Consider the following 26,772-nt stretch of genomic DNA (forward strand, 5'->3'; position numbering starts at 1 on the left):
CGGGAATTCGCCGAGGGCCGACGGTGCGGATCGCCCGCGCCCAGCCCGTCGCCACGCGGGCGCCGGCGGCCTCCGCAGACCGCCGGCGCCGCGAGCCGTTAGCGGCGATCTGCCGCGAACAGATGGTCTATCGTCCGCTGGACCAGGTCAGCCCGGGTACCCGGAGCCAGTCCTTCCAGGCCGAAGCCGAGGTAGACGGTGTCCGCGGTGACCACCGCCGACCCCTCCGCGAAGGCCTGCTGGCTGCGCCCCCAGTTTTCCGTGGTCTCGGTCGAGCCGGGCGGCGGGTCGGCCAGTGTCCAGTCACCCAGGTCCGTTTCGAACGAGGTGTCGCTGACCGTGGAGCCGTCCACGATCACCCGGGCGTCGTCCAGGAAGACACCCAGACCCTGGGTGCTCCAGTCCGAGATGTATGAGATCGACAGCTCGACCTCCTTACCGGCGTACCCGGAGAGGTCGACCACGAGCTCCTGCCAGCCGTTGGAGGCGCCGGTGAGGGCGTTCCAACTGCCGGTGGTGCCCGTCGGCGAGCAGTCCTCGCCCTGGTATCGGGCGAGCCACGGGTGCAGCGCCTCGACCCAGCCCGACTCGCAGCTGGACCCGGTGTCGGTGCTGGTCCGGCCGTTGGCGTCCGGCAGGGTCGTCCAGCTGTCGCTGCCCACCTCGTGCGCCTCGACGATCAGGTAGTCCCAGTTCGTCTCGATGTCGTAAGAGGTGAAGAAGCGTAGCTCGGCCTCGTTGGCGCCGGTGAGGTCCACGGTTTGGGTGAGCCGCTTGTACGAATCGTTGGTCTGGCCGCTCCACAGGTACCAGTCACCGGTACGCGGGTCGAACGGCGCACCCCCCGGCCGCTCCCAGCCGAGCGGCGCCGCGCTGTCGAACTGCGGGAACTGCTCCGGTGGCAGGAAGCCCGACGTGGTCAGGAACGATGCCGTGTGGTCCTGGTTCTCCGCCGAGCCCGGTGCGTTAAGCGAGCCGGCGAAGCCGGTGAACCGGTCGTCGGTGCCGGTCACCGGGTACGGCCCGGTCTCGCCGGTGCCGCCGTCACTGACGTAGGTGAAGGCCCCCAGCCAGTACTGCTGGAAGTCGTTGAGGACCGGCAGGCACGTCTCGTCGTTCGAGTCGGTGCACTCCGCCGGCCCGTTCGGCTGGTAGCTGTAACCGCCGTTGGCGGCCTGGGCGTAGAGCGCGTACTCACCGCTGAGCAGGAGCTTGCCGCCCTCGTTCAGGTAGTCCCGGACGGCCAACTCGGTCTCTACCGCCGCCCGGGCGATGGTGCCCGGTACCTGCCCCGGAGCACGCGGGATGATGTCGTCACCGGTCTCCCAGAGCACCATCTGGTAGTGCGACAGCACACCCAGGTGGTGCGGGGCCTGGCGGCCCATCGTGTCAAAGTCGTACACGTCGCTGGTGCGCCCGGCCGCCGTCAGCGCATCGGCCATCTCGTCGGCGTACTTCGCGCTGGTGGCGTCCTGGTCCGGGACCGGCCCGTTCACATCCTCCATCGCCAGCACCAGGACGTCGCCGCCGACGTCGTCGTGCACCTGGTAGGTGAAGCGCTCGCTGGTGACCTTCCCCGCTTTGGGCTTCTTGCCGCTGAACCAGACCTCGACCTGGTCGCCGGGTTTGGCGCCCTGCACCGTGCCGCGCAGCTCGGCGTAGTAGTCGTCGTGGGTGTCGCCGTAGCGCTCACCGCCCTGCCACTCACGGACGCTGACCGTCTTGGTCCGGCCGTCGTTGATCGTGTAGTGCATCCGGACGTTGCGCAGCGCCCGTCGGGTGATCGAGGCGACCTGTTGGTTGCGGCCGTACGACGTGTCGAAGGTGTCCACCACGAAGTCCGGGGTGCTGCGGCCGACGACCGATACCGGCTCGTCCGGGTTGTGTGCCGACTGCGCCACGGACAGGGCGAACGGCAGGTTCTTCGCCACCTCCGCGGAGATCAGTTTCTCGTCGTCGGGGAAGATGAAGCCGCTGACGCAGTCCTCCGGTAGCCATTCGTCATCCGGGTCGGAGGCCGCCGCGGCCTGACAGGTCGACATCTCCGGGGTGAAGCCGAGGGTGCCGTAGCGGACCGTGGCGTGAGTGTCGGTGTCGCCGTTGGTGGTGTACAGCTCGGCGGAGATGTCCGGGTCGTAGCCGGGCACGGCCGGGTTCTCGTCGTCACCGACCATCGCCTCGTAGATGATGTCGTCCGGGGTGGGGGTGGCGACCTGCCAGCCCACGCCGTAGAGCAGCAGTTGGGCGGCGGAGTGGTAGTTCACGAAGAACTCGAAGCCGACCCGTCGGAACAGCTGATCCAGGGCCTGGGTCTCGGGCTCCGAGTTCGGGCTGGGCCCCCGGTAGGTGTTGCTGTTCGGGTCGGGGGAGGAGCCTTCGTTGTCGTATCCCCACTTGTAGCCCCAGTTGCGGTTCAGGTCGACGCCGTCGGCGGTGGTGATCTGCCCGTCGCCGTCGTTGTCCCGTAGGTTCTTGCGCCAGAGCCGGTTGCCAGGCGTGAAGGTGTGGTCGTAGCCGTCCGGGTTGACGACGGGTAGGAACCACAGCTCGGTGGTGTCCACCAGCCGGGTGATCTCCCGGTCCGTGCCGTAGTTGTCGAGGACGTGGTGCATCAGCCGCCGGGTCATCTCCGGCGTGATCCACTCACGGGCGTGCTGCGCGCTGGCGTACAGCACCGCCGGCCGTTTGCCGTCCCGGGTCCGGTCCGCGTTCTTGGTTACCTTGACCGCGAGGATCGGTTGGCCCTGGTGGCTGCGGCCGATCGTCATCACCTTCGTCAGGTCCGGGTAGCGGGCGGCGGTGGCGGTGATCTCGTCTCGGATGCCGCCCGGCTCGCTGTAGGACCGGAATGCGGACCAGCCGGTGGTGGCCTGCTCCCGCAGCGCCTCGCTGGCCGGCTTGCCGCGTACCTTCTTGACCTCCAGCTGCACGCCCTGGCTGGCCAACCGGGCCGCCTGCCGCTTGCTGAGAACCGTCTCCACGCGGGTGTCGCCGGACCGGTCGGTCTCGCTGTGCCCGTGGCCGAGGTCGACCCCGGCCTGCCGCAGCCTCTCCAGCTGCTGCGGGTCAACCGTGCCGACGTACACCTCCAGACTGTCCTGGCTGCCCGGTTCGGACGCCGGTTGTGCGGTCGCCGGTGCGGTCAGCGCCAATGCACCGACCAGAGTAAACACGCCGGCAATCGCCAGCCGTGTGCGCCTCATCGCGCCTCCTGGGATGGAAGGGCCTGTGCCGCGAGCTTTCGCCATCCGTCAACGGCTGTCAATCAAACGTCTGGGTAGCTCTTCGCGATGGAGGGGGAACACTGAGGTACGTCGCCCCCGGTGCGGCACGCCTGCTACTCGGCCCGTCCGGGGTCAGTCGGCGTCGCCCAGCCGTCGGCGCAGCAGCGTCCGCAGCGGCACTGACTCACCGTCGCGCCCACCCGCGCCGACGACGAGCGGCGCTGGGCTGGGCTGCGGATCTGCGCCGAAGAGCCGGGCGCGAAGCCCGCCGGGTACGACCAGGAGATGGAATTGGCCGTCCACGTCCACCGCCCGGCTGCGGGCCCGGTCCACGTACCAGCCCCGCAGCCGGGTCCGGTAACGCCCCCGGCCCCCGTGCCCGGTCGCCGTGAGTCGCTCGGGTGGTAGGCCGCGACGGCGGGCCTCGGCCACGAACTCCGCGACCAACTCGGCGGCCTCCGCCTGCTCGGCGAGTCGCCGGTGCTGATCGGCCGCGGCGTGCGCCGCCACCGCCCGTCGTCGCTGCTCCCGCCAGTCCTGGCTCTCCTCCACGCCCACGGCTGTGACGCTACGCCGCACCCGGTGGGCTGGTGGGAGACGGGAGCGCGGGTACCTCGAGCTCGCTGTACCTCACGCCCGCCCGGGGGCCGCTACGCGCCGGAACTTCAAGGTCTGGCCAGCTTTGCCGCAGGCCCTAGACTCGCTGGCCATGGGACTGCTCACCTTCAGTTTCAATCTCACCCTGGACGGTTGCGTCGACCACCAGGAGGGGATCGCCGACGATGAGACGCATGCCTTCTTCACCCATCTCATGGACGCAGCTGGGGCAATGCTGTGGGGGCGCGTCACCTACGAGATGTTGGAGAGCTACTGGCCGGCCGTTGCCCACGGCGAGGTGGAGGCGCCGCCGGCCACGCGCGAGTGGGCGGTCAAGCTGGAGGCCAAACCCAAGTATGTGGTGTCGTCAACCCGCACGGAATTTCCGTGGACCAACAGTCACCACATCGCCGGCGACCTGCGCGAGGGCGTGCAGCGGCTGAAGGACGCGACCGCTGCCGGGGTCCTCCTCGGAAGCGGCAAACTCGCGACCGAGCTCGACCGGCTGGACCTGATCGACGAGTACAGGCTGCTCGTCCATCCCCGGATCGCCGGCCACAGCCCGACGCTGTACGAGGGCGGGCTGCCCGGCACGCGCCAGCTCGAGCTGCTCTCGGCGGAGCCGTTGCGCAACGGCGTGGTGGCCATGCACTACCGCCGCGCGCGCTGAGTCGCGGGAGTCCATCGCCGCCAGCATGGCGTCTTCTTCGCGCTCGCCGCGCAGCGCCGAACGGCTCCCGAAGGCGAGGCCGCCTTCGGGAGCCGTTCGAGGGATCCGTGGATGTCGTCGCAGGTGCGCCTAGGCGAGACCGGCGCGGCGTAGGGCATCCGCCATCGCATCGTTAGCCGGAGCCCCGCCCCCACGTCCCGATCGCGGCTGCCCGGCGCGACCGCCCTGCCCACCGCGCCCTTGGGAGCGACCGCCCTGCCCACCGCGTTCGCCCTGCCCACCGCGTTCGCCCTGTCCGCCGCGACCGCCCTGTCCGCCGCGACCGCCCTGTCCGCCGCGGCCCGGGGAACGGCCGCCGGTTTCCCGGTCGCCGCCGCGGCCCCCCTGCTGCCCCCGCCCGCCGTGGCCGGCCTCGGTGTCGTCCAGACGCAGGGTCAGCGAGATGCGCTTGCGCGGTACGTCCACGTCGAGGACCTTGACCTTCACCACGTCACCGGACTTCACCACCTCGTGCGGGTCCCGGACGAAGGCGCGGGACATCGCCGAGACGTGCACCAGGCCATCCTGGTGTACGCCGATGTCCACGAACGCGCCGAAGGCGGCCACGTTGGTGACCACCCCTTCCAGGATCAGGCCGGGCACCAGATCGGTGATCGTCTCCACGCCCTCGGCGAAGGTGGCGGTGCGGAACTCCGGCCGCGGGTCCCGGCCGGGCTTCTCCAACTCGGCGAGGATGTCGGTGACCGTCGGCAGCCCGAAGGTGTCATCGACGAAGTCGGTGGCCCGCAGCCCGCGCAGGATCGCACTCCGGCCGATCACTGCCGGTAGCTCCTGCTTGACGGCGGTGAGGATCCGCCGCACCACCGGGTATGCCTCCGGATGCACGCTGGAGGAGTCCAGTGGGTCGTCGCCGCCGGGGATGCGCAGGAAGCCGGCGCACTGCTCGAACGCCTTCGGGCCGAGCCGGGGGACCTGCCGTAGGTCGCGGCGGTTCCGAAACGGCCCGTTGGCGTCTCGATGCAGCACGATGTTCTCCGCCAGCCCCGCGCCGATGCCGGAGACTCGGGTCAGCAGCGGTGCGGAGGCGGTGTTGACATCGACCCCGACCGCGTTGACGCAGTCCTCGACGACCGCGTCAAGTGACCGGGACAAGGTCACCTCGGACAGGTCGTGCTGGTACTGCCCCACTCCGATCGAGCGCGGGTCGATCTTGACCAGCTCGGCGAGCGGGTCTTGGAGGCGGCGGGCGATCGATACTGCGCCCCGCAGCGACACGTCCAGGCCCGGCAGTTCCTGCGCCGCGTACGCGGACGCCGAGTAGACCGAGGCCCCGGCCTCGGAGACGACGAGTTTGGTGAGGTGCAGCTGGGGGTGGCGCCGGATCAGCTCTCCGGCGAGCCGGTCGGTCTCCCGGCTCGCGGTGCCGTTACCGATCGCCACCAACTCCACCTGGTGTGTGGCGGCCAGCCGGGCGAGGGTCTCGATCGAGGCGTCCCACTGCCGGCGGGGTTCGTGCGGGTAGATGGTGTCGGTGGCTACCACCTTGCCGGTGGCGTCAACGACGGCGACCTTCACCCCGGTGCGTAGGCCGGGATCCAGCCCCATCGTCGCCCGGGTGCCGGCCGGGGCGGCCAGCAGCAAATCCCGCAGGTTCGTGGCGAAGACCCGCACCGCCTCCGCCTCGGCGGCCTGCCACAACCGCAGGCGCAGGTCCGCGCCGAGGTGGATGAGGATTCGGGTCCGCCAGGCCCAGCGAACCGTGTCGCGGAGCCAGCGGTCGGCGGGCCGTCCCTGGTCGCTGACCCCGAACCGGGCGGCGATGGCCGTCTCATACCGGGTCGGGGCGGTGATTGCCGGATCCGGGGCCTCCTCCGACTCCGACTCCAGCGTCAGGTCGAGCACGCCCTCCTTCTCGCCACGGAACATGGCGAGGACCCGGTGTGCGGGCAGCTTCGGGTACGGCTCGGCGAAGTCGAAGTAGTCGGCGAACTTGGCGCCCGTCGTCGTCTGGCCGTCGCGGACCCGGGACACCAGCCGGCCCCGTGACCACATCTGCTCGCGCAGCGTGCCGATCAGGTCGGCGTCCTCGGCGAACCGCTCGACGAGGATGGCTCGGGCGCCGTCGAGCGCGGCGGAGGCGTCGGCGATGCCCCGGTCCGGGTCGACGAAACCGGCGGCCGTCGCCCGCGGCTCCTGGGCTGGCCCGTCGAGCAGGGTGTCGGCGAGGGGTTCCAGGCCGGCCTCGCGGGCGATCTGCGCGCGGGTCCGCCGCTTGGGCTTGTACGGCAGGTAGATGTCCTCCAGCCGAGACTTCGAGTCGGCGGCCATGAGCTGTGCCGTCAGGGCTTCGTCGAGCTTGCCCTGGCTGCGGATCGACTCCAGGATGGCATCCCGCCGCTGGTCCAACTCGCGCAGGTAACGCAGTCTTTCTTCGAGGGTACGCAGTTGGGTGTCGTCGAGCAGGCCGGTGGCCTCCTTGCGGTACCGGGCGATGAACGGCACGGTCGCACCGCCGTCGAGTAGTTCCACGGCTGCGTTCACCTGGCGCTCGGCGACGCCGAGCGCCTCGGCGATCCGCTGAGAAACAGAGAGGGTCACGATCTCGATCCGCCTTCGGGAGTGGTTTCCCGTGCATTCTGCCGGGCCACCGAAGCGGCGGCGGAATCACCGTCCCGGTACGGCGGTTCGGGCTGTCCTTTCGTTCAGGCGACCGCCTGCCACCAGCCGTCCACCGGCGGCGGGTCGTCAACCACCACCCGCTGGCCTGGCCGGGGCACCGCCAGCCGCACGTCCCGGGCCTTCGTCTCGGCCCAGAGCCGGTCCACCGGCTCCGACCAGTCGTGCACGGCGAGGTTGAAGGTCGCCCAGTGCACCGGGACAAGCAGCCCGCCGCGTAGGTCGAGGTGGGCGGTGACCGCCTCCTCCGGGAACATGTGAATATCCCGCCAGGCCCAGTCATAGGCGCCGATCTGCATTAACGTCGCATCAAAAGGCCCGTATGCGGCACCAATGGCAGCGTATCCAGCGAAGTACCCGGAATCGCCGGTGTAGAAGACGCTGCGGTGCGCCCCGGCGATCACCCAGGAGCTCCAGAGGGTGGCGTCACGGCGCAGGCCGCGTCCGGAGAAGTGCTGGGCCGGGGTGGCGGTGAGCCGTACCCCGTCGATGTCGTGGCTCTCCGACCAGTCCAGCTCCACGATCCGGTACTCCGGAACCCCCCACCGCTGAAGGTGGGCGCCGATCCCGAGCGGCACCACGAACGGTGCGTCCTGCCCTGCCGTCAGCCCCCGTACGGTCGCGAGGTCGAGGTGGTCGAAGTGGTCGTGAGAGATCAGGATCGCGTCGACCGCAGGCAACTCGTCGAGGCCGACGGGTGGTGGGTGGAGCCGCTTCGGTCCGACCCGGGTCGACGGGGAGCAGCGCTGACTCCACACCGGATCGATCAGCACCCGGCGGGCCTCGATCTCGACCAACATGGAGGCGTGGCCGTACCAGACCACGTTCAGCTCGGGTGCGTGCGGGGATGGCTCCGGCGCAGGTGCTGGGCGCACCAACGGCACCGGCAGACGAGGGTGGCGCTGTTGTTTGCCGAAGAGGAGCTCACGGAGCAGGGTCCGGTCCGTGGGGCCGGTCGTGGGGCTGGCGGCGGGACGGCTGCTTGCCGGGTTCCGGAAGGCGCCGGCCCGGAACTGCGGCGAGTGGCGGGCGCGCTCGGCCCGAGCGCCGGTCAGCCGGCCGCCGAGGGCCAGCGGGACATCCCGTACCGTCCAGGCGAGGCCAGCCAGTGCGGCCATGCCGATCACCCCGCCGAGCCGCCGCCCACCCGTCCTGCGCTGACGGCCCCGCTCTGTTGGTGCCCCCATCGCCGTCCCTCCGACTGGAATCCGCCGTACCCGCCGGCCCGGCGACTCACCGCCGGTACGATCCGAGCCCCACCGCCGCAGGGGCGGGTTGCTGCCGGCGGCGGCGGGACGTGCTCCGACCGCCTCGGTCGGGTACTCGACCCGTTCGCGCCGCCGGCCCTACCGATTCAGCGCCGTCGGTCCCCCCTCTCGCTTCCGAGAAGGGGGCTACCCGCAACGGAGGGGTTGAACCGACGGTGTTGCAGTCAGGAGCGCCCGGTGTGCTTGGCGGTGGCCGCGAGGTAGTCGCGGTTGAGCCGACCGATGGTGTGCAGCGGGATGCCCTTGGGGCAGACCACGGTGCACTCCCCGGCGTTGGTGCAGCCGCCGAAGCCGGCGTCGTCGTGCGAATCCACCATGCCGATCACCCGGGTGTACCGCTCCGGCTGGCCCTGCGGCAGCAGCGAGAGCTGGGTGACCTTGGCGGCGGTGAAGAGCATACCAGAGCCGTTCGGGCAGGCCGCGACACAGGCGCCGCAGCCGATGCAGGCGGCCGACTCGAAGGCGGCGTCCGCCTCGGCCTTCGCCACCGGCGCCGCGTGCGCCTCGGGCGCGCTGCCGGTCGGAGCGGTGACGAAGCCGCCTCCCGCGATGATCTGGTCAAAGGCGTTGCGGTTGACCACCAGGTCCTTGACCACCGGGAACGCCCGGGCCCGCCACGGCTCGATGTCGATCGTGTCGCCGTCGGCGAACTGCCGCATGTGCAGCTGGCAGGCGGTGGTGCCGCGCTGCGGCCCGTGCGCGTTGCCGTTGATCATCATGCCGCACATGCCGCAGATGCCCTCACGGCAGTCGTGGTCGAACGCCACCGGCTCCTCACCGGCGAGGGTCAGCCGCTCGTTGAGCACGTCGAGCATCTCCAGGAACGACATGTCCGGAGAAATGTCCTCGACCTGGTAGGTCACCATCCGACCCTTGTCCTCGGGGCCCGTTTGGCGCCAGATGCGTAGGGTCAGGTTCACTTGTAACTCCGCTGCGTGGGGTGGACGTACTCGAACTTGAGGTCTTCCTTGTGTAGCACCGGCTGCTCGGTGCCGTACTCCCAGGCCGCCACGTATGCGAACCGTTCGTCGTCGCGCTGGGCCTCGCCGTCCGGGCTCTGGTGCTCGGCGCGGAAGTGGCCGCCGCAGGACTCCTCGCGGTGCAGGGCGTCGATGCACATCAGCTCGGCCAGCTCGAAGAAGTCGGCCACCCGGCCAGCCTTCTCCAGTGACTGGTTGAGCCCGTCGGCGTCGCCGACGATCCGGACCCGCTGCCAGAACTCCTCCCGCAGCGCGCGGATTTCGTCAACCGCCTTGCGCAGCCCGGCGGCGGAGCGCTCCATGCCGCAGTGCTCCCACATGATCTGGCCCAGCTCCCGGTGGAACGAGTCCACGGTCCGGTCGCCGTCCACGGAGAGGAGCCGGTTGATCCGCTCCTCGACGGTGCGCCGGGCATCGACCGCCGCTGGGTGGCTCGGCTCGAGCTTCTCGAACGGGCCGGCCGCGAGGTAGTTGGCGATGGTGTTCGGCAGCACGAAGTAGCCGTCGGCGAGCCCCTGCATGAGCGCGGACGCGCCCAGTCGGTTCGCGCCGTGGTCGGAGAAGTTCGCCTCGCCGATCACGAAGAGACCGGGGATGGTCGCCTGGAGGTCGTAGTCGACCCAGAGTCCACCCATCGTGTAGTGCACGGCCGGGTAGATCCGCATCGGAACCTCGTACGGGTCCTCGCCGGTGATCCGCTCGTACATCTCGAAGAGGTTGCCGTACTTGGCCTCGATGGACTTGCGGCCCAGCCGCCGGATCGCGTCGGCGAAGTCCAGGTAGACGCCGAGCCGGGTCGGGCCGACGCCGCGCCCCTCGTCGCAGACGTTCTTCGCGGCGCGGGAGGCGATGTCCCGGGGCACCAGGTTGCCGAACGAGGGGTAGATCCGCTCCAGGTAATAGTCCCGCTCGTCCTCGGGGATCTCGCGGGGATCGCGGTCGTCGCCCTCGGCCTTGGGCACCCAGACCCGGCCGTCGTTACGCAGCGATTCGCTCATCAGCGTCAGCTTCGACTGATGGTCGCCGGAGACCGGAATGCAGGTCGGGTGGATCTGCGTGTAGCAGGGGTTGGCGAAGTACGCCCCCTGACGGTGCGCCCGCCAGGTGGCGGTGACGTTGCAGCCCTTGGCGTTGGTGGAGAGGTAGAAGACGTTGCCGTAGCCGCCGGAGGCGAGCACGACCGCGTCGGCGAACTCGGTGGTGATCTCGCCGGTGACGAGGTCCCGTACGACGATCCCCCGGGCCCGGCCGTCAACGACGATCAGCTCCAGCATCTCGTGCCGGGTGTTCATCTCCACGTTGCCGAGGCCGACCTGACGTTCCAGCGCCTGGTACGCCCCGAGCAGCAGCTGCTGACCCGTCTGACCCCGGGCGTAGAAGGTGCGCTGTACCTGCGCGCCACCGAAGGAGCGGGTGTCGAGCAGGCCGCCGTACTCGCGGGCGAACGGGACGCCCTGGGCGACGCACTGGTCAATGATGTTGACCGACACCTCGGCCAGTCGGTGCACGTTCGACTCGCGGGAGCGGAAGTCGCCGCCCTTGACGGTGTCGTAGAAGAGGCGGTGCACCGAGTCACCGTCGTTGCGGTAGTTCTTCGCCGCGTTGATGCCGCCCTGCGCGGCGATCGAGTGGGCCCGGCGCGGGCTGTCCTGGTAGCAGTAGGACCGGACCCGGTAGCCCTGCTCGGCGAGGGTGGCGGCGGCCGAACCACCGGCCAGGCCGGTGCCGACGACGATCACCGTCAGCTTGCGACGGTTGGCCGGGTTGACCAGCTTGGCGGCGAACCGGCGACTGTCCCAGCGGCCCTCGATCGGTCCGTCCGGGGCCCGGGTGTCGGTGACCGGGCTACCTTCGGTGTAGAGATCCATGGTCAACGCACCAATCCGAGGAGTACGGCGAACGGGACCACCAGGTAGCCGACGCTGAGCGCGACGGCGAAGACCAGCGCGAGGCCCCGGGCGCGTCGTTCGCCCTGCGGCGTCTGCTGGCCGAGGCTGCGGAGCGCACTGTAGGCGCCGTGCCGCAGGTGGAAGCCGAGAGCGACGACCGCGAGCGTGTAGAACAGCGTCACGTACCAGCGTTCCGGGGCGAAGTCGGCGACCACGTTGGCCTGCGGCCGGCTCGGGTCGCCGATCGGGTTCAGGTGCCCGGTGGTCAGGTCCAGGATGTGGTAGATCACGAAGAGGGCGATGATCACGCCACCCCAGCGCATGGTGCGGGCGGCGTAGCTGCCCTGGACCTTCTTGCGGTGGGCGTACCGGACGGGGCGGGCGGAGCGGGCGCGCACCGCCAGCATGGTCGCGGCCCAGATGTGGCCGGCCAGCGCGATCAGGAGGCCGCCCCGCTGCAACCACAGGTACCAGCCGTAGGGGAGCAGCGGTGTGCCGAGATCACGCAGCCAGTGCGCGTAGTGGTCGAAATCCTCGGCACCGGTGAAGATCTTCAGGTTGCCGAGCATGTGTGCGACGAGGAACAGCACCAAGACAAGGCCCGTCACCGCCATGACGGCTTTGAGGCCGACAGTGGAGCGGATGGGCGACCGAGTTCGTGACATGACTACCACACGGCTGACGCTAGGAGCAGTCGAACCAGTCGTCCAATGCATCGACTCCGCAGCATTCATAGCCATAGGCTATGAAGATGCAACTCCATCAGCTTCGGTACTTCGCGGCGGTCGCAGAAGTACGACATTTCACCCAAGCTGCCGACCTTGTCGGCATAACGCAGCCCTCGTTGAGTAAGCAAATTCACGCTCTGGAGACGGAACTCGGCACCCCGCTCTTCGAGCGGGTAAGGGGAAAGATCGCGCTCACCGCCGCGGGCGAGGTGCTGCTGCCGTTCGCCAAACGGATCCTCACCGATGTGGAGATCGCCACCCGGGAGGTACAGGAGCTGGTCGGCCTGCGGCGGGGCCGGGTACGCCTCGGTGCGACCCCCAGCCTGGCCACCTCGCTGGCCCCACCCGTGCTGCGCCGCTTCCGCGACGCCTACCCGACCGTTGACCTGTGGGTCGAGGAAGGTGGCTCCCAGGATCTGGTCCGGCACCTGCTCCGCGGCGACTTGGACCTGGCGTTGATCATCGCGCCGGCCCAGGGTACCGACCCCGGACTGCGCACCGACGCGATCCTCACCGAGAGCCTGGTGGTCGCCAGCGTCGAGCCCCTGCCGGACACCCCGCCAGCGCACCCGATGCGCGTCGTCGACCTGCGCGGCCAGCCGCTGGTGATGTTCCGGGAGGGGTACGACCTGCGGGACGCCACCCTGCAGGCGTGCCGGGAGGCCGGCTTCGAGCCCTGGATCTCGGTGGACGGCGGGGAGATGGACTCCGTGCTCAGCTTCGTCGCAGCCGGGCTGGGGGTTGCCCTGGTGCCCGGCAGCGTCGTCGCCAGCCGGCCCGGAATTCACGTCACCCGACTCGCCGCGCCCGGCGTTCGCCGGACCATCGCGGTCGCCCGCCGCCGCGACGTCGTCCCCACCCATGCCGGCCGGGAGCTGCGCCGCATCCTGCTGGAGTACGTTGACGACGCGATCGCCACCGCCGCCCTGCCATCCGGTCTCGAACCCCGCTAGGCCACCTCGGCGGCGTCCATGGCCTTGTAGATGCGCTGTTCGCTGACCGGGTACGGCGTCCCCAGCGCCTGGGCGAAGACATTCACCCGCAACTCCTCGATCATCCACCGGATCTGTCGGACAGCCGCCGTCCGCTGCTTCGCGGGCGGCAGCGCGGCCAGCAGGTCCGTGTACTCCCGCTGCACGATGGCGATCCGGTCCTGCTGCTGCTTGTCCCGGGCCGGGTTGCCGGGGAGCCGGTCCAACCGGCGCTCGATCGCGGTCAGGTAGCGCCGTAGATCGGGTAGGCGGGCGTGGCCGGTCTCGGTGATGAAGCCCGGATGGATCAGGCCGGTGAGCTGGCTGCGGATATCGGCGAGCGCGGCCACCACCGCCAGGTTTCGGGTCGCGCCGAGGCGCTGTTCGATCGCGTAGCCGGCGGCGAGTACCCCGCGGACCCGCTCCATCACCTCGACGACGGTCTCCACCAGACCGGCGCGGACCGTACCGCGCAGCGCGGCGAAACCGTCGGCGTCCCAGGCCGGGCCGCCCGCGTCGGCGATCAGCTTGTCGAGTGCCGCGCCGGCCGCGTCCTCGATCAGTGCCGGTACGCCCCCGTGCGGATTGCGGCTGAGCGCCAGCTTCGCCTCGTTGGAGAGCCGCCCCTGGAGAAACTTCGCCGGGGACGGCGCGGCCAGCCGGAGCAGGCGTCGGGTCCCCGCCCAGTGGGCGGCCTCCTGCTCGGCGGGGGAGTCGAAGACCCGTACCCCGACCGTGGCGCCCTCGTCCACCAGCGCCGGGTACGCGGTGACCGCGTACCCGGCCCGAACCTGTTCGACCGTGCGGGGCAGGGCGCCGATCTCCCAGTCGGTCAGCCCGGTGCGGGCCACGTCCGGGGCGGCGGCGGCCACCACCTGACGGACCTCTGCGGTGAGCTGGCGTTGCAGCGCCGGCAGGTCCTTGCTCTCGGCGACCGGGCGGTCGTCCTCGCCGAGTACCCGGAAGGTGACGCGCAGGTGTGGCGGCAGCTTCGCAGGATCCCAGGCGTCCCGGGGGACGGCGACCCCGGTCATCCGGCGCAGCTGTCGGGTGAGGGCGTCCAGCAGGTCGTCCTCGCCGGCCGGTAGCTCGGCGAGGACGGCCCGGGCGTAGTCGGGCACCGGGACGAAGTTGCGCCGGACCGCCTTGGGCAGCGAGCGGATCAGCGCGATGACCAGCTCCTCGCGGAGCCCCGGCACCTGCCACTGGAAGCTCTCCGCCGGCACCTGGTTGAGCAGCGGCAGTGGGATGTCCACCGTGACCCCGTCGCTGGACGTGCCGGGGTCGAAGCGGTAGGTCAGTGGCAGGCGCACCCCTTCGGTTCGCCACTCGTCGGGGTAACCCTCCCCGTCCACGCCACCGCGACCGGCGTTGACCAGCAGCTCCCGGGTGAAGGTCAACAGGTCCGGTCGTTGCCGGCGCTCCCGCTTCCACCAGGTGTCGAAGTGCCGACCGGAGACCACCCCGGCCGGGATCCGCTCGTCGTAGAACTGGAAGATCGTCTCGTCGTCGACCAGGATGTCCCGGCGTCGGACCCGGTTCTCCAGCTCGGTCACCTCGTCGAGCAGCCGCTGGTTGTCGCGCCAGAACTGGTGGTGGGTCTGCCAGTCCCCATCGACCAGCGCATGCCGGATGAACAGCTCTCGGCTGACCACCGGGTCGATCCGGCCGAAGTTGACCTTGCGGGAGGTGACGATCGGGACGCCGTAGAGGGTCACCTTCTCGACGGCCATGACCGCCGCCTGCCGCTTCTCCCAGTGCGGCTCGCTGTAGCTGCGCTTCACCAGGTGCTGGGCGAGCGGCTCGACCCACTCCGGCTCGATCCGGCCGTTCACCCGGCCCCACAGCCGGCTGGTCTCCACCAGCTCGGCGGCCATCACCCAGCGCGGCGGCTTCTTCGCCAGGGCGGAGCCGGGGAAGAGGCCGAACTTCGCCCCCCGCGCACCCAGGTACTCGTACCGCTGGGTGTCCTTCAGGCCGACATGGGAGAGGAGGCCGGCGAGCAGGGACTGGTGCACCTTCGGGGTGTCGATCTCCTCTGGCAGGTCTGCCCCGCCGTCGCGTCGCCCACCGCCGTCGGCGGCCGGCCCGCCCCGCCGCCGGCTCCGCTCCGGGGTCCGCAGCACCTGCCGGAGCTGGCTCACGATGTCCTGCCACTCCCGCACCCGCAGGTAGTTCAGGTACTCCGACCGGCACATCCGCCGGAATCCACTGGACGACCGGGCCCGCTGCTGCTCGCGCAGGTAGCGCCACAGGTTGAGGTACGCCACGAAGTCCGACTCCTGGTCGGCGAAGCGGGCGTGCGCCTGGTCGGCCTGGGCCTGCTTGTCGACCGGCCGTTCGCGGGGGTCCTGGATCGACAGCGCCGCCGCGATCACGACCACCTCGGTGGCGCAGCCGTTACGTTCCCCCTCGAGCACCATCCGGGCCAGCCGGGGGTCGACCGGCAGCTGGGCGAGGCGTCGACCGAGCGGGGTGAGCCGCTCTGCCGGGTTGGTCTCGGTCGGGTTCAGCGCGCCCAGCTCGTGCAGCAGGTTGACGCCGTCGGTGATGGTGCGCCGGTCCGGTGGGTCGATGAAGGGGAACGCGGCGATGTCGCCGAGCCCGATCGCGGTCATCTGGAGGATGACCGAGGCGAGGTTGGTCCGCAGGATCTCCGGGTCGGTGAACTCGGGTCGGGACTGGAAGTCCGGCTCGTCGTAGAGGCGGATGCAGATGCCGTCCGAGGTGCGCCCGCACCGGCCCTTGCGCTGGTTGGCCGAGGCCTGCGAGACCGGCTCGATGGGCAGCCGCTGCACCTTGAGCCGGTTCGAGTAACGGGAGATGCGTGCCGTGCCGGGGTCCACCACGTACCGGATGCCGGGCACGGTGAGCGACGTCTCCGCGACGTTGGTGGCCAGCACCACCCGCCGGCCGGTGTGCGGGGCGAAGACGCGGTGCTGCTCGGCGGTGCTCAGGCGGGCGTACAGCGGCAGGATCTCGGTGTTGCGCAGTGCCGGTCGGTGCGTGACGAGCTTGCCGAGTGCGTCGGCGGTGTCTCGGATCTCCCGCTCGCCGGAGAGGAAGACCAAGATGTCGCCGGGGCCTTCGGCGGCCAGCTCCTGCACCGCGTCCCCGATGGCCTGGACCTGGTCGCGAACCTGATCCTTGTCGGTGTCGTCCTCGTCCTCGCCCACCTCGACCAGCGGTCGATACCACACCTCGACCGGGTAGGTCCGCCCGGATACCTCGACGACCGGCGCCGGGTTGCCGTCGGCGTCGGCGAAGTGCCGCGCGAACCGGTCGGTTTCGATGGTGGCCGAGGTGATGATCACCTTGAGGTCCCGCCGGCGGGGGAGAAGTTGCCGTAGGTAGCCGAGGATGAAGTCGATGTTGAGGCTTCGCTCGTGTGCCTCGTCAACGATGATCGTGTCGTACTGGCGAAGCATCCGGTCGTGCTGTAGCTCGGCGAGCAGGATGCCGTCGGTCATCAACTTGACCAGGCTTCGGTCGCTGACCTGGTCGGCGAAGCGCACCTGGTAGCCGACCACCCCGCCCAGTTCGGTGCCGAGCTCTTCGGCGATGCGGTCGGCGACCGTGCGGGCGGCGAGCCGGCGGGGCTGGGTGTGCCCGATCAGCCCGTGCACGCCGCGCCCCAGCTCCAGACAGATCTTGGGTAGCTGGGTGGTCTTGCCGGAGCCGGTCTCCCCAGCGACGATCACGACCTGGTGGTCGCGGATCGCCGCGGCGATCTCGTCCCGGCGCTCGCTGACCGGCAGCATCGCCGGGTAGGTGATTTTGGGTACGGCGGCCTGTCGGCTCGCCAGCCGTGCCTCAGCCCGGACCACATCCGTCGTGATCTCGGCCAGGGCCGTTTCCCGACGTTGTGGGTCGGGTATCCGGCGTGCGCCGTCCAGCCGCCGTCGGAGACGGTGCTGGTCACGGAGCATCAGCGGGCGTAGCCGGCGGTGCAGCTCGCGGGTGGGGTCGGGCGGGGTGGAGGCGACTTCGTTCTGCATGTCGTCGCCAAGGATAGGCAGCCGGGTGATCGTCTGCCCGGAGTTATCCCCGCTGGGCCGTTGGTGCCCGGCATCACCCGCGAGCTGGCACGACCAAAAGTTGAACTGTCATTTTGCATATAAAACGTCAGTCTGTATGGTGGGTTTCGAGGCGGACTGCTAGGGCCCGCCCAGCTACGGAGGGCTCGATCAATGGCAAAGATCCTGTTCGTGGTGACCGGCGCTGATCACTGGGAGCTCGCTGACGGCACCCGGCATCCCACCGGTGTCTGGGCCGAGGAGATCGTGGTTCCGCACGAGATGTTGACCAGCGCCGGCCACGAGGTCGTGATCGCCACCCCGGGCGGAGTGGTGCCGCGGGTGGACCGCAGTAGCCTGCTGCCGGAGTTCACCGGCGGCCCGGCGGGGGCGGTCCGGATGACCGAGGCCGTGGAGGGCCTCGAGGGTCTGCGCAAGCCGATCCGCCTGGCGGAGGTCAACCTCGACGACTACCAGGCTGTCTTCTACCCGGGTGGTCACGGACCGATGGAGGACCTGGCTGTCGACCAGGACTCCGGTCGGCTGCTGGTGGCCGCCCTGCAGGCGCAGAAGCCGCTCGGCATCGTCTGTCACGGGCCGGCGGCGCTGCTCGCCGCGGTGACCGCCGATGGCGGCAACGCCTTCGCCGGTCGCCGGGTGGCGGCCTTCACCAACGTGGAGGAGGCCCAGGCCGGCTTGGCCGACAAGGCCAAGTGGCTGCTCCAGGACCGACTGACCGAGATCGGCGTGCAGGTCCAGGAGGGCGAGGCGTGGGCACCGAATGTGGTCCTCGACGGCAACCTGATCACTGGGCAGAACCCGGCCTCCTCCGAGCAGGTCGCCACGGAGCTGCTGGCTAAACTGAGCTGACATGGACAGTGGCCGGCTCTCCGACGTCCTCGACGCCACCTACACCTGCCTGACCAGATACGGCGTACGGCGGACGACGATGGATGACATCGCCGCCGCGATGGGCGTCTCCCGGTCCGCCGTCTACCAGTACGTTCGGGGCAAGGACGACGCGTTCCGGCAACTCGCCGGGCGCCTGCACACCCAGGCGCTGGCCAGTGCGCAGCAGGCCGCCGGCCAGGACGCCCCCTATGCCCAGCGCATCCGGGGCGTCCTGGCCGCCAAGCTTGACCTGTCTCTGCACCTGATCGGGGACTCGCCGCACACCGCTGAACTCATGGACAGCAAGGCCCGGCTCTTCGGTGAGATCTGCACCGAGTTCACCGCGGAGCTGCGGAAGCTGCTGGCGGGTCTGTTTACCGAGGCGGGTGCGACGGACGCGGACGCGGCAGCCGAGATCTGCGTGGCCCTGGTCTCCGGCCTGGAGACGGCCCCGGACGGTCGGCGCCTGCTGGGACGGGCCGTGGACGCGCTCGTCCCTGGTTTGCTGCGCCCCGCCGAGCAGGTGGGTCGGGCCGGAGGCGCCGCGGGTTGGGCGTACCCCGTCGGTCCCGACACCATCCCGAACCGCACTCCTTGCTGAGATCACCTCATCAGGAGAAGTAGTTCTCGAGTTTGCCGTCGCGAACGGTGTCCAGGGTAAAGCAGTGGAGGCCGCCGCCGAACAGTCGCCGATGGCGATGACGTACTGGCACGACACCGAAGCCGTGCTGTTCCAGTGCACGGCTCAGCTCCGGGCAGGAGTCGTTGACCATGATGGTGCGCTCGTCAATCGACAACACGTTCAGGTCGATGAACGGGCTGGTGAGGATGACATCATCGTCGTCGTACTGAGGGAAGTTCTGTGCTTTCGGCTCTGGTGCCTCGATGACATCCCACTTCTGGAGGGCTTTGGGCAGGTAATCGAGGAACCGTCGGGAGCGGATTAACAACGTGCCCGGTCGCAGGGGGAGCACCATGCTGTCGATGTGGCTGTCGGCCAACCGGTCGATCCGGTGGATGGTGTAGCGGCCCTCCAGGTGGCGCTCCAACCACTCGCACGCGAGAAGGTGATTCGCCGTCGCGATGTTCACCAGGATATCTCGACCGAATCGCAGGCACTGTGCAGCGTCGAAGAGCATCTCGATGCCCACGTCATAGGGGGAGTCGTTGATGGTGGGCACCGTCTCCATCGTGACGATCTGTTCGGCGTGGGCGAGGTCGAAGGAGCGGTCGGTCATCCAGGGCCGGGGCATGACCGTCCATCGGGCGCCGTGCTTGAAGTACTCCATGAAAACGGGCTTCAGGAACTGTGTCTCGAAGTAGCGCGAGCGCATCATTGGTGGCGTTTCGATGATCTCGTCACCCAGGATCAACGTGTTGTCCCGGACGTTCAGGGGCGGCAGCGCGGTGGCGGACCATGCGGGTGTGGCGAAGTGAGCCGCGCCCTCGCGGAGGTTCATCGGTCGGTGAACGCGTACGCCTAGGGATTCGAGCGCCCCAGCTATCCCTTCCACATCTTCGTGTAGCTCGTCCACGTAGCGCTGCTTGATATCCAGGGTTTTCGAGGTCAATGATCCCGGCGTCGGCTGACCGTGTGTCATGAACCGTGGATAGTAGATAGGGTGAGTTTTTGGGTTGTCGTGGATGAGGTTGTCGTAGAAAAAAAGATCGAAGGAGAGGTCGCGGGCCTGTTGTCGATAGCCCGAGGCTGAACCCACGACGATTTCGCGCAACGGCGACCATTCATCGAAACTGTGCAGCTTCATGTGGCCCCCAGGACACGTATGTGCGGTGCGCTCACCCGCAATCGCGAGGAGCGTGACATTGCCGCTACCTACAGTGGCGTCTTGGATCTATGTCCGTCACTCATACAACCAGTGATCGATACTTTCGGCAATGATGATGTTGGGCGGCGGCGCGACGGGATGGGCTGGCTGGCGGGGCGGGTTGGCTGTGACCAGCCGCGATCGCATCGCTAGCGTGCTGCTCCGATCTCATGTTGACGAATGGTGCGACCGGGCGTAGGTGGGGGCGGTGTCGTTGATGATCTCTCGCGGCGTGATCTCGGGGGCTAGTCGTCGCTACTGCGGGTGCTAGCAAGATCACTCCTTGCTATCGCTGGTGCTGATTGATAGCGTGTCGATCAGCAAATCGGAGATCTCTTCATGTGTTGACGCACGGTTCGTAACGGTGCCCCCGGTCTGTCTCCTGTCGCAGCTCAACAGTCGGTTGAACCGGCTGAGCGGCGCCGTGTCCGAGAATCCCGCCGACGTGATGGGGCGGTCATGACAACGTTGATTATCGGCAATAGCCGAACCTGGGAGATGGTCGGCGATTTGGCGGCACTGACCTCCGACCAACTGCGCGGTGGTGGCTGTGCCGCGCAGCGCCTGCTCTGGTTCGCCCGGGACGGCGACGTACTGGTGTTGCCGTTCGCTCCGCCAGCCGACTACCTGAGCTACATCACTCACCTGACCGGAACCCGCGCCTCGGCACTGACCACTGTGATCCCTCCACCGGGCAGTCTTGGCTCGGACATCCTCACCCCAGACCGGCTTACCGATCCGAGCTTCTTGAACGATCTACGCGGTGCTCTCGGCAACCGACCTCCTGCCAAGATCTTGGCCGTATACAAAGACCTCTCCATCACCAGGATCGCCCGGACACTTGGCGCTGAGGGAGCCCTCCCCGGCTATCCGTTCAGCGCCCAGGCCGGTGACGCGCTGGTAAACAGCAAGGCCGGGTGTCGGGCCCTGGCTGCCGGAGCCGGGGTTCCGATCGCCCTGGGCAGCGTGGTCGCCCGGCCGGAACAGGCGCTGGAGGCGATAGCTGACCTCTTCGATCGGGGACACAGCGCGATCGTCAAGATGGAGTTCAACGGAGGTGGTCTCGGCAACGAGGTCCTCAGCCGTACCGATGGCGTCGCGCCGACCGGCGCGACCCGGGCGGTGGTGCTGCCGGACCGTCCCGCGCTGCTGTCGTACGTGCAGCGGCGGTGGGAATCGCTCACGGCAGGCCACGCACACCGGCTGGTGGTGGAGCAGTTCTTCCCCAGGTCCACCACCATCTACGCGGAGTACATCGTCACCGACGAGGTAGCGCAGCTGATCGGGGTGGGAGATCTGCTGATGGCGCCAAGGGCGATCGGCCAGGTGCTGCCGGCGCAGACGATCGACGCGGAGACCAGGGCAGAGTTGCTGGACGGCGCCCACCGGCTGGTCGAGTCCCTCCGTGTACTCGGCTACCGGGGCGTGGTCTGTGCCGACGCTATTGTCACCTCGGACAAGCAGGTGCTCTTCACCGAGACCAACTGTCGCCTAACTGGCTCCACCCACCTCCACCTGGCCCTCTACGGCCGGGTGGTCGATTCCGAATACCGAGAGAAGCGGGTCTTCCTGGAACGCTTCGGTTGGGCCGTGCCATCGTTCCCGGCGGCTGTCGAGCGGCTCACGACGGCCGGCTTGACGTACGACCCCACCAGCCGTACCGGGGTCGTGATCACCTCCGACGACGTTGACGCGGACGGTACCGTCGCCTGTTGCGCCATCGCGGACGACCTTCAGGTAGCGGAGGAGCTGCACCGCCGGCGGGGGGAACTCTTCGTGGACCAGTCGGCATGACCTGCTCCGCATCGTCGGGACGCACCCGTGGCGGTGGCTGGGGACCGGTACTCGTCGGTTCGCGCCGCAGCGGCCGTCGGCGGCCGCGATGACCCGGTCCATGCGTGCGGTGGTTCTGCGCCGACCAGGTGGTCCGAAAGCACTACGCGTCGAGCGGATATCCGAGCCATCGCCGAGGGCGGGGGAGAGTCTGATCGATGTGACGTTAACCGGGGTCAACTTCGATGACCTGGAGTGCTGCGCCGGTGCTCACCCCGAGCTGCCACTGCCGGCGGTGCTCGGCGTGGAGGCGGTCGGGCGTCGACGGGCCGACGGACGGCGAGTTGTCGCGCTACTACGCCAGGGCGGTGGGTACGCCGAAGTGGTGGCTGCCCCGGAGGCGCACACCGTGGAGCTTCCGGCGGGCATCGATGACCCGCAGGCGCTCGGTCTGTTCGAGCAGGGCAGCACCGCGTACGGGGCGTTGTTCTTGGCCGGTCGGCTGCGGGCCGGGGAGAGTGTCGCCGTCTCCGCCGCGGCCGGCGGGGTTGGACACCTCGCGGTGCAGCTCGCGGTGGCGCTTGGCGCCTCGCCGGTGATCGGCCTGGCGTCGACCTCGGCGAAGCGACAGTTCGTCACCGGGCTCGGCGCAGATGTGGTGCTGGACCCGGCAGATCCAGAGCTGGCCGACCGGGTGCGGGAGGCGGCCGGCGGAACCGGCGTGGATCTGTTCGTCGACTCGGTGGGCGGCGCGGTGGCGCGGGCCGCGCTGGTCGGCCTGGCGCCGTTTGGACGGTTGGTCTGCCTTGGCTGGCGGCCCGGCAACTCGAGCGATCCCGGAACCGGCGGAGCTGGTGACATGCCCGTCGGTCCGGAGGACCCCACTGGTGTCGTCGCGGTGACCACCGCGCAACTGGCCGAGCGTTCCATCGGTTGCGCCGGCTTCTGGATGCGGCACGTGGTGGACGACCGTGAGCTGTTGTGCGGAATCGTCGGCCGGCTCTTCGAACTGGCGGCCCAAGGGCAGCTTACGGTCCATGTCGACCGGACCGTCGCGCTGCATGAGGTCGGTGCCGCCCACGCGGCGGTCGCCGCCCGCGCCACTTCGGGCAAGGTTCTCATCGACGTACGCCGGGAGGTGTGATGTACGCCCGGTACTGCCGTTCCATGCTGTGTACGCCGGCGACCGCGGTCGGCAGGTACGCAACCTGCCACCGTTCGGGAGCCGACATTTGCCTGGTCGACTTGGAAGACTCGGTACCGCCGCAGGACAAGGCCGAGGCCCGAGACCGAGGGAGCGGGTTCTTCAGTGGGGAGAGCGCGTCCGGCCGCCGTTGCGCCGTTCGGATGAACACGATTACCGAACCGGAAGGCATGCGGGATCTGCTCGCTTTGCGCGAGTATCCGATCCGGCCTTCCATCGTGTTGGTGCCTAAGGTCGAATCGCCACGTGACATTGAGATAGTGGCGCGACTACTCCGGCCGGTCCGTCCGGACCTCGAGCTATGCGCGGTGATCGAGACACCACGAGGGGTGGAGGCCGCCGCTGCGATCGCGGCGACGTCGCCCCACCTGCGTGCGCTGATCTTCGGATCGGCGGACTACGCGTCCGCTCTTGGTGCCCAACTGCGCTGGGAGCCGTTGGCGCAGGCCCGGACCCGGGTGGTGAACGCCGCCAGGGCGGCCGAGGTGGAGGCGATCGACTCGCCGACCTTCCACGTGCAGGACCTGACCGCGTTACGGCGGGAGGCGATCCTGGCACGGGACCTCGGGTTCAGCGGCAAGATCGCCCTGCATCCACGCCAGGTGGCGGTCATCAATCAGGTCTTCTCACCCGACGCGGCATCACTGGAGGCGGCTCGGCGAGTGGTGGCCGCTGGTCAGCGCAGCGGCCAGGGCATCACCACCGTTGACGGGGTGATGGTCGGCCGGCCCTTCTTCGAGGCGTCCCAGCGGCTGCTCGACGAGTTTGACTCATCCGGCTGACCGTGACAGCGACAACAGCGGTCAGTCTCAATGGCAGGGAGAGGAAATGACGAGCACAGCGGAACATCAGAGCTTCGTCGGTCCGCACCGGTACCGCCACGCGGAGAAGATGATTCGGACCGCCGACCCGGTCTGGCAGGCAGCGGCCGGCCATGGGCTGACCGGGATCAGTGTCGACACGCCCTCGGGCGATTCGAACAACCGGCTCGTCGACCGGGCGACCGGCCATGAGTTCGTCAACATGTGCTCCTGCGCCTACCTCGGCCTAAACCACCATCCGGCAGTGATTGAGGGGGCGGTGTCGGCGCTACGCGAGGCCGGCACCACTTGGCTGGTCACCTCCACCACCCGCATCCGGCACCAACTGCTGGCCCGGTTGGAGGAGGAACTGGGAGAACTGTTCGGTGCCCAGATCCTCCCCGGTACTACCTGTAGCGCGCTTACCGCCGGCATCTTGCCCCTGGTGGCCTCCGGGCACCTCGCTCCGGGCGGCCCCAGGGTGATGGTCTTCGACCGGCACTGCCACTTCTGCATGTCGTACGTGAAGCCCATCTGCGCAGAGGAGAGTCTGGTCCTCACCTGCGATCACAATGACCTGAACTACCTGGAGGACATCTGCCGGCAGTACCCCAGTGTCGCCTACGTCGCCGACGGCGCGTACTCGATGGGCGGCGTCGCTGCCCTGGACGGTCTGTTGGAACTCCAGGACCGGTACGGTCTGTTCCTCTTCATCGACGACTCACACTCGTTGTCGCTGGTCGGCGAGCGGGGCGAGGGCTTCGTTCGATCCCGACTGGTCATGAATCCGCTAACCGTCATCGTCACCAGCCTGGGCAAGGGCTTCGGCACCGGCGGTGGTGTGGCCATGCTCGGCGACCCGGCGATGTCCCGCTTCCTGGCCCGGCACGCCGGGCCGGTGGGATGGTCGCAGAACATGGCCCTGCCGCTGGTGGGGGCCTCGTTGGCGAGCGCTGCCATTCACCGTTCACCCGAGCTGGGCCAGTTGCAGCGCCGGCTGGACGAGAACGTGGCGTACTTCGACGAGCTGCTACCCACCTCCTTTGCCGGCAACGGACTGCCGGTACGTCGAATCACCGTGGGCGACACCGACCGGGCGGTCCGACTCTCCGCGGAGTTGTACCGGCGGGGTTTCTACAGCTCGGCGGTGTTTTTTCCGATCGTGCCGCAGGGCCAGGCCGGGTTGCGGATCATGATTCGCGCTGACATTGACCAGTCGGTTCTGGCCACCTTCGCCGACCACGTACGGGAGCTCACCGATGCGGCCTGAGCAGGCCGGGAAGCCGACCGGATCCGGTCCGGTCGGCTTTCGGATGGTAGGTGAGAACCGGTACCGCGAACAGGTCGGCTTCTACTACGACGAAATGGTCGTCGGCATGGTGATCGAGCATCGGCCCGGCCGCACCGTGACGGAGATGGACAACGTACTGATGAGCATGTTGAGCATGAACGCGTCACCGCTGCACATTGACGGCGCGTACGCTGAGGCGGGCCGGTGGGGCCAGCCCCTGGTCTCCAGTCTGGTGACCCTGAGCATCGTCGGCGGGATGACCGCCCGCAGCACCAGCGGCCGGGCCATCGCGAACCTTGGCTGGGAGCGGATCCACCTTCCCCAGCCGGTCTTCGTGGGCGACACGTTGTACGCCGAGAGCGAGGTGACCGCGAAACGGCTTTCCGCCAGCCGGCCGGGCGAGGGCATCGTGAGCTGTCGCACCATTGGCCGCAAAGCCACTGGTCAGGTGGTCCTTACCTTCGAGCGGAGCTTCCTAGTGCCGACTCAGCAATCCAGCATGGATGACACGACGGGCTACTGATCGCAACTCGGCCCCACCGGCTCCGCCCGTCCGCGTGGTCAGGCGGCAGTGCTCCACAGTGCTTGGAAGGCGACGGCCTCGCCGGCCAACCAGCGCTCGATCTCCGCCGGCTTCGCGGTCGCCGGCGTGCGGTGCGCCCGCCCGCGTCGGACATCGACCAGGACGGGTTCGGCGTGCGGCAGGATCGCCTCCATCTGTCGGCCCATCAGGTGCAGCATGGCCAGCACTGCCTCGTCGCTCGGCGGGGCCTCGTCGAAGTGCAGGCGGACGGCCTCGGCCCGCCCGGCGGCGTACCGGATTCCGAAGTGTGGGTTGATCTTCACGGGTAGGTCGCCCAGCAGGGCGAGTGCGTCGCGGGTCTGGGCCAGGTCGACCGACCGGGGTGCGCCGAGGGAAAGCAGCCAGGCCATCGCCCCCGGCACCAGCGCCTGGTAGAGCGGACGCCATCGGGGCTTGACGGCGGCGACCACCCGATCGAGGTGGGTGCCGCTGGTGTGGAAGGCGATGTCGGCCTTGAGTGCCTTGACGAACTGACCATGTGGATTGAAGCCGGAGCGGCTGGCCCGCTGCCGGCGCAGGCCACCGACGAAGGTGGCCTTGGTCGGGCCGGTGCGGTCGACGTAACGGGTGAAGCCAAGGAGCGTGGTGTAGGGGGCGAGGGGAGTGGCGGGGGTGGGCGCAGTCACGGGCATCCTCCCAGCTCAACAGCGAGATTAGTACATACATTCTAATCGACGGAGCTGATCTCGCCCAGGGTAAATCACCCGCACACGTGTCCGGTCTGCCGCAAGTTGGCCCCGTCCGGAACGAGTTGGCACCGGCGTGGCACCGTCCGGGTGAAGGTGGCACAGGGTGCTGCGAATTTGGGTCCCTGCAGGCGGGTATGGGTGGATGCGATACCCGGTTAGGCCGTCATCACTGACATCCACATGATGCCCGTGTGGGGTGTGGTCGGGGGCACGGTGGTGGCGGAATCCCGGCCGGCGTCGGGGCGTTACACCATGCGTACGACCGAGGAAGCGGCCCGCCCGTGGGGTGGTTGAGTCCCGGAATGATGGTGGCCCGCCGGTCGTTACACATGGACCCGGCACCGTGCGTGTCCCCGGACCGCGGTAGCCGAGGATCTTCTTTCCCTGTTCTGTTGAGCGCCGGACGGTGCTTGCACCCCTGCCGCCTGACCCCCCTTTCGGGTGCGTGTGGGGTGTCGACCCCCGAATGGAGCATTCTCATGAACACGATTCTGCGTCGTAGTGTGCTGGCCGTGGCTGCGTCCGCGACCCTAGGCGGAGCGTTCGCGGTGACCGCCACGCCCGCAACCGCTGCTGGTAACCCGGACAAGGTGGCCGAGGCTTCGTCGTGGCTGCAGGAGGAACTTCTGAAGTTGCAGCCAGGCACGGCCGACGGCGGTATCTACACCGACAAGCCCGGCTATCACAACACCCGCG

The 26,772-nt window shown here is 69.0% G+C and carries 19 protein-coding genes and 1 pseudogene; 10 read left to right on the plus strand and 10 right to left on the minus strand.

The annotated features are described in order from the left end of the window. Positions 1-98: 98 nt before the first annotated feature. Both K228_RS0110495 and K228_RS0110500 read right to left on the minus strand, forming a co-directional pair. Complete coding sequence (locus tag K228_RS0110495) at positions 99-3,203, minus strand: M14 family metallopeptidase (RefSeq protein WP_025618412.1); 3,105 nt, start codon at positions 3,201-3,203, stop codon at positions 99-101. Positions 3,204-3,356: 153 nt separating this feature from the next. Next, complete coding sequence (locus K228_RS0110500; RefSeq protein ID WP_025618413.1) at positions 3,357-3,782, minus strand: hypothetical protein; 426 nt, start codon at positions 3,780-3,782, stop codon at positions 3,357-3,359. Positions 3,783-3,933: 151 nt separating this feature from the next. On the opposite strand from K228_RS0110500, the gene K228_RS0110505 reads away from it, so the two are divergent. Next, entirely contained in the window at positions 3,934-4,491 is a 558-nt protein-coding gene (locus K228_RS0110505) for a dihydrofolate reductase family protein (RefSeq protein ID WP_025618414.1), read from the plus strand. Between the two features lie 129 nt (positions 4,492-4,620). Here K228_RS0110505 and K228_RS0110510 read toward each other — a convergent pair whose 3' ends face one another. The 5 genes from K228_RS0110510 to K228_RS0110535 form a co-directional block, all read right to left on the minus strand. Then, positions 4,621-7,089: a Tex family protein gene (locus K228_RS0110510; RefSeq protein ID WP_025618415.1), complete on the minus strand. Its 2,469-nt coding sequence runs from the start codon at positions 7,087-7,089 to the stop codon at positions 4,621-4,623. A 104-nt stretch (positions 7,090-7,193) separates the two neighbouring features. Further along, positions 7,194-8,354: an MBL fold metallo-hydrolase gene (locus K228_RS0110515; protein ID WP_025618416.1), complete on the minus strand. Its 1,161-nt coding sequence runs from the start codon at positions 8,352-8,354 to the stop codon at positions 7,194-7,196. Positions 8,355-8,599: 245 nt separating this feature from the next. Further along, complete coding sequence (locus K228_RS0110525; protein WP_025618417.1) at positions 8,600-9,355, minus strand: succinate dehydrogenase/fumarate reductase iron-sulfur subunit; 756 nt, start codon at positions 9,353-9,355, stop codon at positions 8,600-8,602. Next, positions 9,352-11,283: a fumarate reductase/succinate dehydrogenase flavoprotein subunit gene (locus tag K228_RS0110530; protein ID WP_025618418.1), complete on the minus strand. Its 1,932-nt coding sequence runs from the start codon at positions 11,281-11,283 to the stop codon at positions 9,352-9,354. Before K228_RS0110530 ends, K228_RS0110525 begins: the two co-directional genes overlap by 4 nt. A 2-nt stretch (positions 11,284-11,285) precedes the next feature. After that, positions 11,286-11,969, minus strand: coding sequence for a succinate dehydrogenase cytochrome b subunit (locus K228_RS0110535; protein ID WP_080671570.1), 684 nt, complete (start codon positions 11,967-11,969; stop codon positions 11,286-11,288). Between the two features lie 80 nt (positions 11,970-12,049). Between K228_RS0110535 and K228_RS0110540 the strand changes: the two genes are divergently transcribed. Beyond that, on the plus strand, positions 12,050-12,985 hold the full coding sequence (locus tag K228_RS0110540) for a LysR family transcriptional regulator (protein ID WP_025618420.1): 936 nt from the start codon (positions 12,050-12,052) through the stop codon (positions 12,983-12,985). Here K228_RS0110540 and hrpA read toward each other — a convergent pair. Then, the gene (gene hrpA / locus K228_RS0110545; RefSeq protein ID WP_025618421.1) at positions 12,982-17,001 is read right to left on the minus strand and encodes an ATP-dependent RNA helicase HrpA; all 4,020 of its coding nucleotides are present in this window, start codon (positions 16,999-17,001) and stop codon (positions 12,982-12,984) included. The genes K228_RS0110540 and hrpA overlap by 4 nt on opposite strands. A 192-nt stretch (positions 17,002-17,193) precedes the next feature. On the opposite strand from hrpA, the gene K228_RS0110550 reads away from it, so the two are divergent. Both K228_RS0110550 and K228_RS0110555 read left to right on the plus strand, forming a co-directional pair. After that, positions 17,194-17,889 carry a type 1 glutamine amidotransferase domain-containing protein gene (locus tag K228_RS0110550; RefSeq protein WP_018723555.1) on the plus strand — a complete coding sequence of 232 codons (696 nt, stop codon included), beginning with the start codon at positions 17,194-17,196 and terminating at the stop codon, positions 17,887-17,889. 1 nt (position 17,890) lies between these two features. Then, entirely contained in the window at positions 17,891-18,511 is a 621-nt protein-coding gene (locus K228_RS0110555) for a TetR/AcrR family transcriptional regulator (RefSeq protein ID WP_025618422.1), read from the plus strand. A 10-nt stretch (positions 18,512-18,521) separates the two neighbouring features. Here the strand turns inward: K228_RS0110555 and K228_RS0110560 are convergent, their stop codons facing one another. Then, a complete protein-coding gene (locus K228_RS0110560; RefSeq protein WP_025618423.1) occupies positions 18,522-19,676 on the minus strand; it encodes a glycine amidinotransferase in 1,155 nt (384 codons plus the stop codon). A gap of 519 nt (positions 19,677-20,195) precedes the next feature. Here K228_RS0110560 and K228_RS0110565 point away from each other — a divergent pair. The 5 genes from K228_RS0110565 to K228_RS0110585 all read left to right on the plus strand — a co-directional run bounded on the left by K228_RS0110565 (position 20,196) and on the right by K228_RS0110585 (position 25,327). Continuing rightward, entirely contained in the window at positions 20,196-21,530 is a 1,335-nt protein-coding gene (locus K228_RS0110565; protein WP_025618424.1) for a preATP grasp domain-containing protein, read from the plus strand. 100 nt (positions 21,531-21,630) lie between these two features. Next, the gene (locus tag K228_RS0110570) at positions 21,631-22,653 is read left to right on the plus strand and encodes a quinone oxidoreductase family protein (RefSeq protein ID WP_025618425.1); all 1,023 of its coding nucleotides are present in this window, start codon (positions 21,631-21,633) and stop codon (positions 22,651-22,653) included. Further along, entirely contained in the window at positions 22,653-23,495 is an 843-nt protein-coding gene (locus K228_RS0110575) for an HpcH/HpaI aldolase/citrate lyase family protein (protein WP_025618426.1), read from the plus strand. The genes K228_RS0110570 and K228_RS0110575 overlap by 1 nt, the downstream gene beginning before the upstream one ends. Before the next feature lie 46 nt (positions 23,496-23,541). Then, positions 23,542-24,783 (plus strand): 8-amino-7-oxononanoate synthase family protein, encoded by a 1,242-nt coding sequence (locus K228_RS0110580; protein ID WP_025618427.1) that lies wholly within the window; start codon positions 23,542-23,544, stop codon positions 24,781-24,783. Further along, positions 24,773-25,327 carry a MaoC family dehydratase gene (locus K228_RS0110585; RefSeq protein ID WP_025618428.1) on the plus strand — a complete coding sequence of 185 codons (555 nt, stop codon included), beginning with the start codon at positions 24,773-24,775 and terminating at the stop codon, positions 25,325-25,327. Before K228_RS0110580 ends, K228_RS0110585 begins: the two co-directional genes overlap by 11 nt. Positions 25,328-25,365: 38 nt before the next feature. Here K228_RS0110585 and K228_RS0110590 read toward each other — a convergent pair whose 3' ends face one another. Further along, positions 25,366-26,013: a hypothetical protein gene (locus K228_RS0110590; RefSeq protein WP_025618429.1), complete on the minus strand. Its 648-nt coding sequence runs from the start codon at positions 26,011-26,013 to the stop codon at positions 25,366-25,368. A gap of 542 nt (positions 26,014-26,555) precedes the next feature. Between K228_RS0110590 and K228_RS0110595 the strand changes: the two are divergent. Then, a pseudogene (locus tag K228_RS0110595) lies at positions 26,556-26,772 on the plus strand (hypothetical protein); the annotation flags it as partial.

Origin of the sequence: Salinispora cortesiana (genome assembly GCF_000484695.1) — a bacterium.
GTDB lineage: Bacteria > Actinomycetota > Actinomycetes > Mycobacteriales > Micromonosporaceae > Micromonospora > Micromonospora cortesiana.

Excerpts from the sequence above, each read along its gene's own strand:
- K228_RS0110565 (WP_025618424.1), top strand. The coding sequence starts at position 20,196 with ATGACAACGTTGATTATCGGCAATAGCCGAACCTGGGAGATGGTCGGC.
- K228_RS0110585 (WP_025618428.1), top strand. The coding sequence starts at position 24,773 with ATGCGGCCTGAGCAGGCCGGGAAGCCGACCGGATCCGGTCCGGTCGGC.
- K228_RS0110530 (WP_025618418.1), bottom strand. The coding sequence starts at position 11,283 with ATGGATCTCTACACCGAAGGTAGCCCGGTCACCGACACCCGGGCCCCG.
- K228_RS0110550 (WP_018723555.1), top strand. The coding sequence starts at position 17,194 with ATGGCAAAGATCCTGTTCGTGGTGACCGGCGCTGATCACTGGGAGCTC.
- hrpA (WP_025618421.1), bottom strand. The coding sequence starts at position 17,001 with ATGCAGAACGAAGTCGCCTCCACCCCGCCCGACCCCACCCGCGAGCTG.
- K228_RS0110555 (WP_025618422.1), top strand. The coding sequence starts at position 17,891 with ATGGACAGTGGCCGGCTCTCCGACGTCCTCGACGCCACCTACACCTGC.
- K228_RS0110505 (WP_025618414.1), top strand. The coding sequence starts at position 3,934 with ATGGGACTGCTCACCTTCAGTTTCAATCTCACCCTGGACGGTTGCGTC.
- K228_RS0110535 (WP_080671570.1), bottom strand. The coding sequence starts at position 11,969 with ATGTCACGAACTCGGTCGCCCATCCGCTCCACTGTCGGCCTCAAAGCC.
- K228_RS0110540 (WP_025618420.1), top strand. The coding sequence starts at position 12,050 with ATGAAGATGCAACTCCATCAGCTTCGGTACTTCGCGGCGGTCGCAGAA.
- K228_RS0110580 (WP_025618427.1), top strand. The coding sequence starts at position 23,542 with ATGACGAGCACAGCGGAACATCAGAGCTTCGTCGGTCCGCACCGGTAC.
- K228_RS0110515 (WP_025618416.1), bottom strand. The coding sequence starts at position 8,354 with ATGGGGGCACCAACAGAGCGGGGCCGTCAGCGCAGGACGGGTGGGCGG.
- K228_RS0110570 (WP_025618425.1), top strand. The coding sequence starts at position 21,631 with ATGCGTGCGGTGGTTCTGCGCCGACCAGGTGGTCCGAAAGCACTACGC.
- K228_RS0110495 (WP_025618412.1), bottom strand. The coding sequence starts at position 3,203 with ATGAGGCGCACACGGCTGGCGATTGCCGGCGTGTTTACTCTGGTCGGT.
- K228_RS0110575 (WP_025618426.1), top strand. The coding sequence starts at position 22,653 with ATGTACGCCCGGTACTGCCGTTCCATGCTGTGTACGCCGGCGACCGCG.
- K228_RS0110560 (WP_025618423.1), bottom strand. The coding sequence starts at position 19,676 with ATGAAGCTGCACAGTTTCGATGAATGGTCGCCGTTGCGCGAAATCGTC.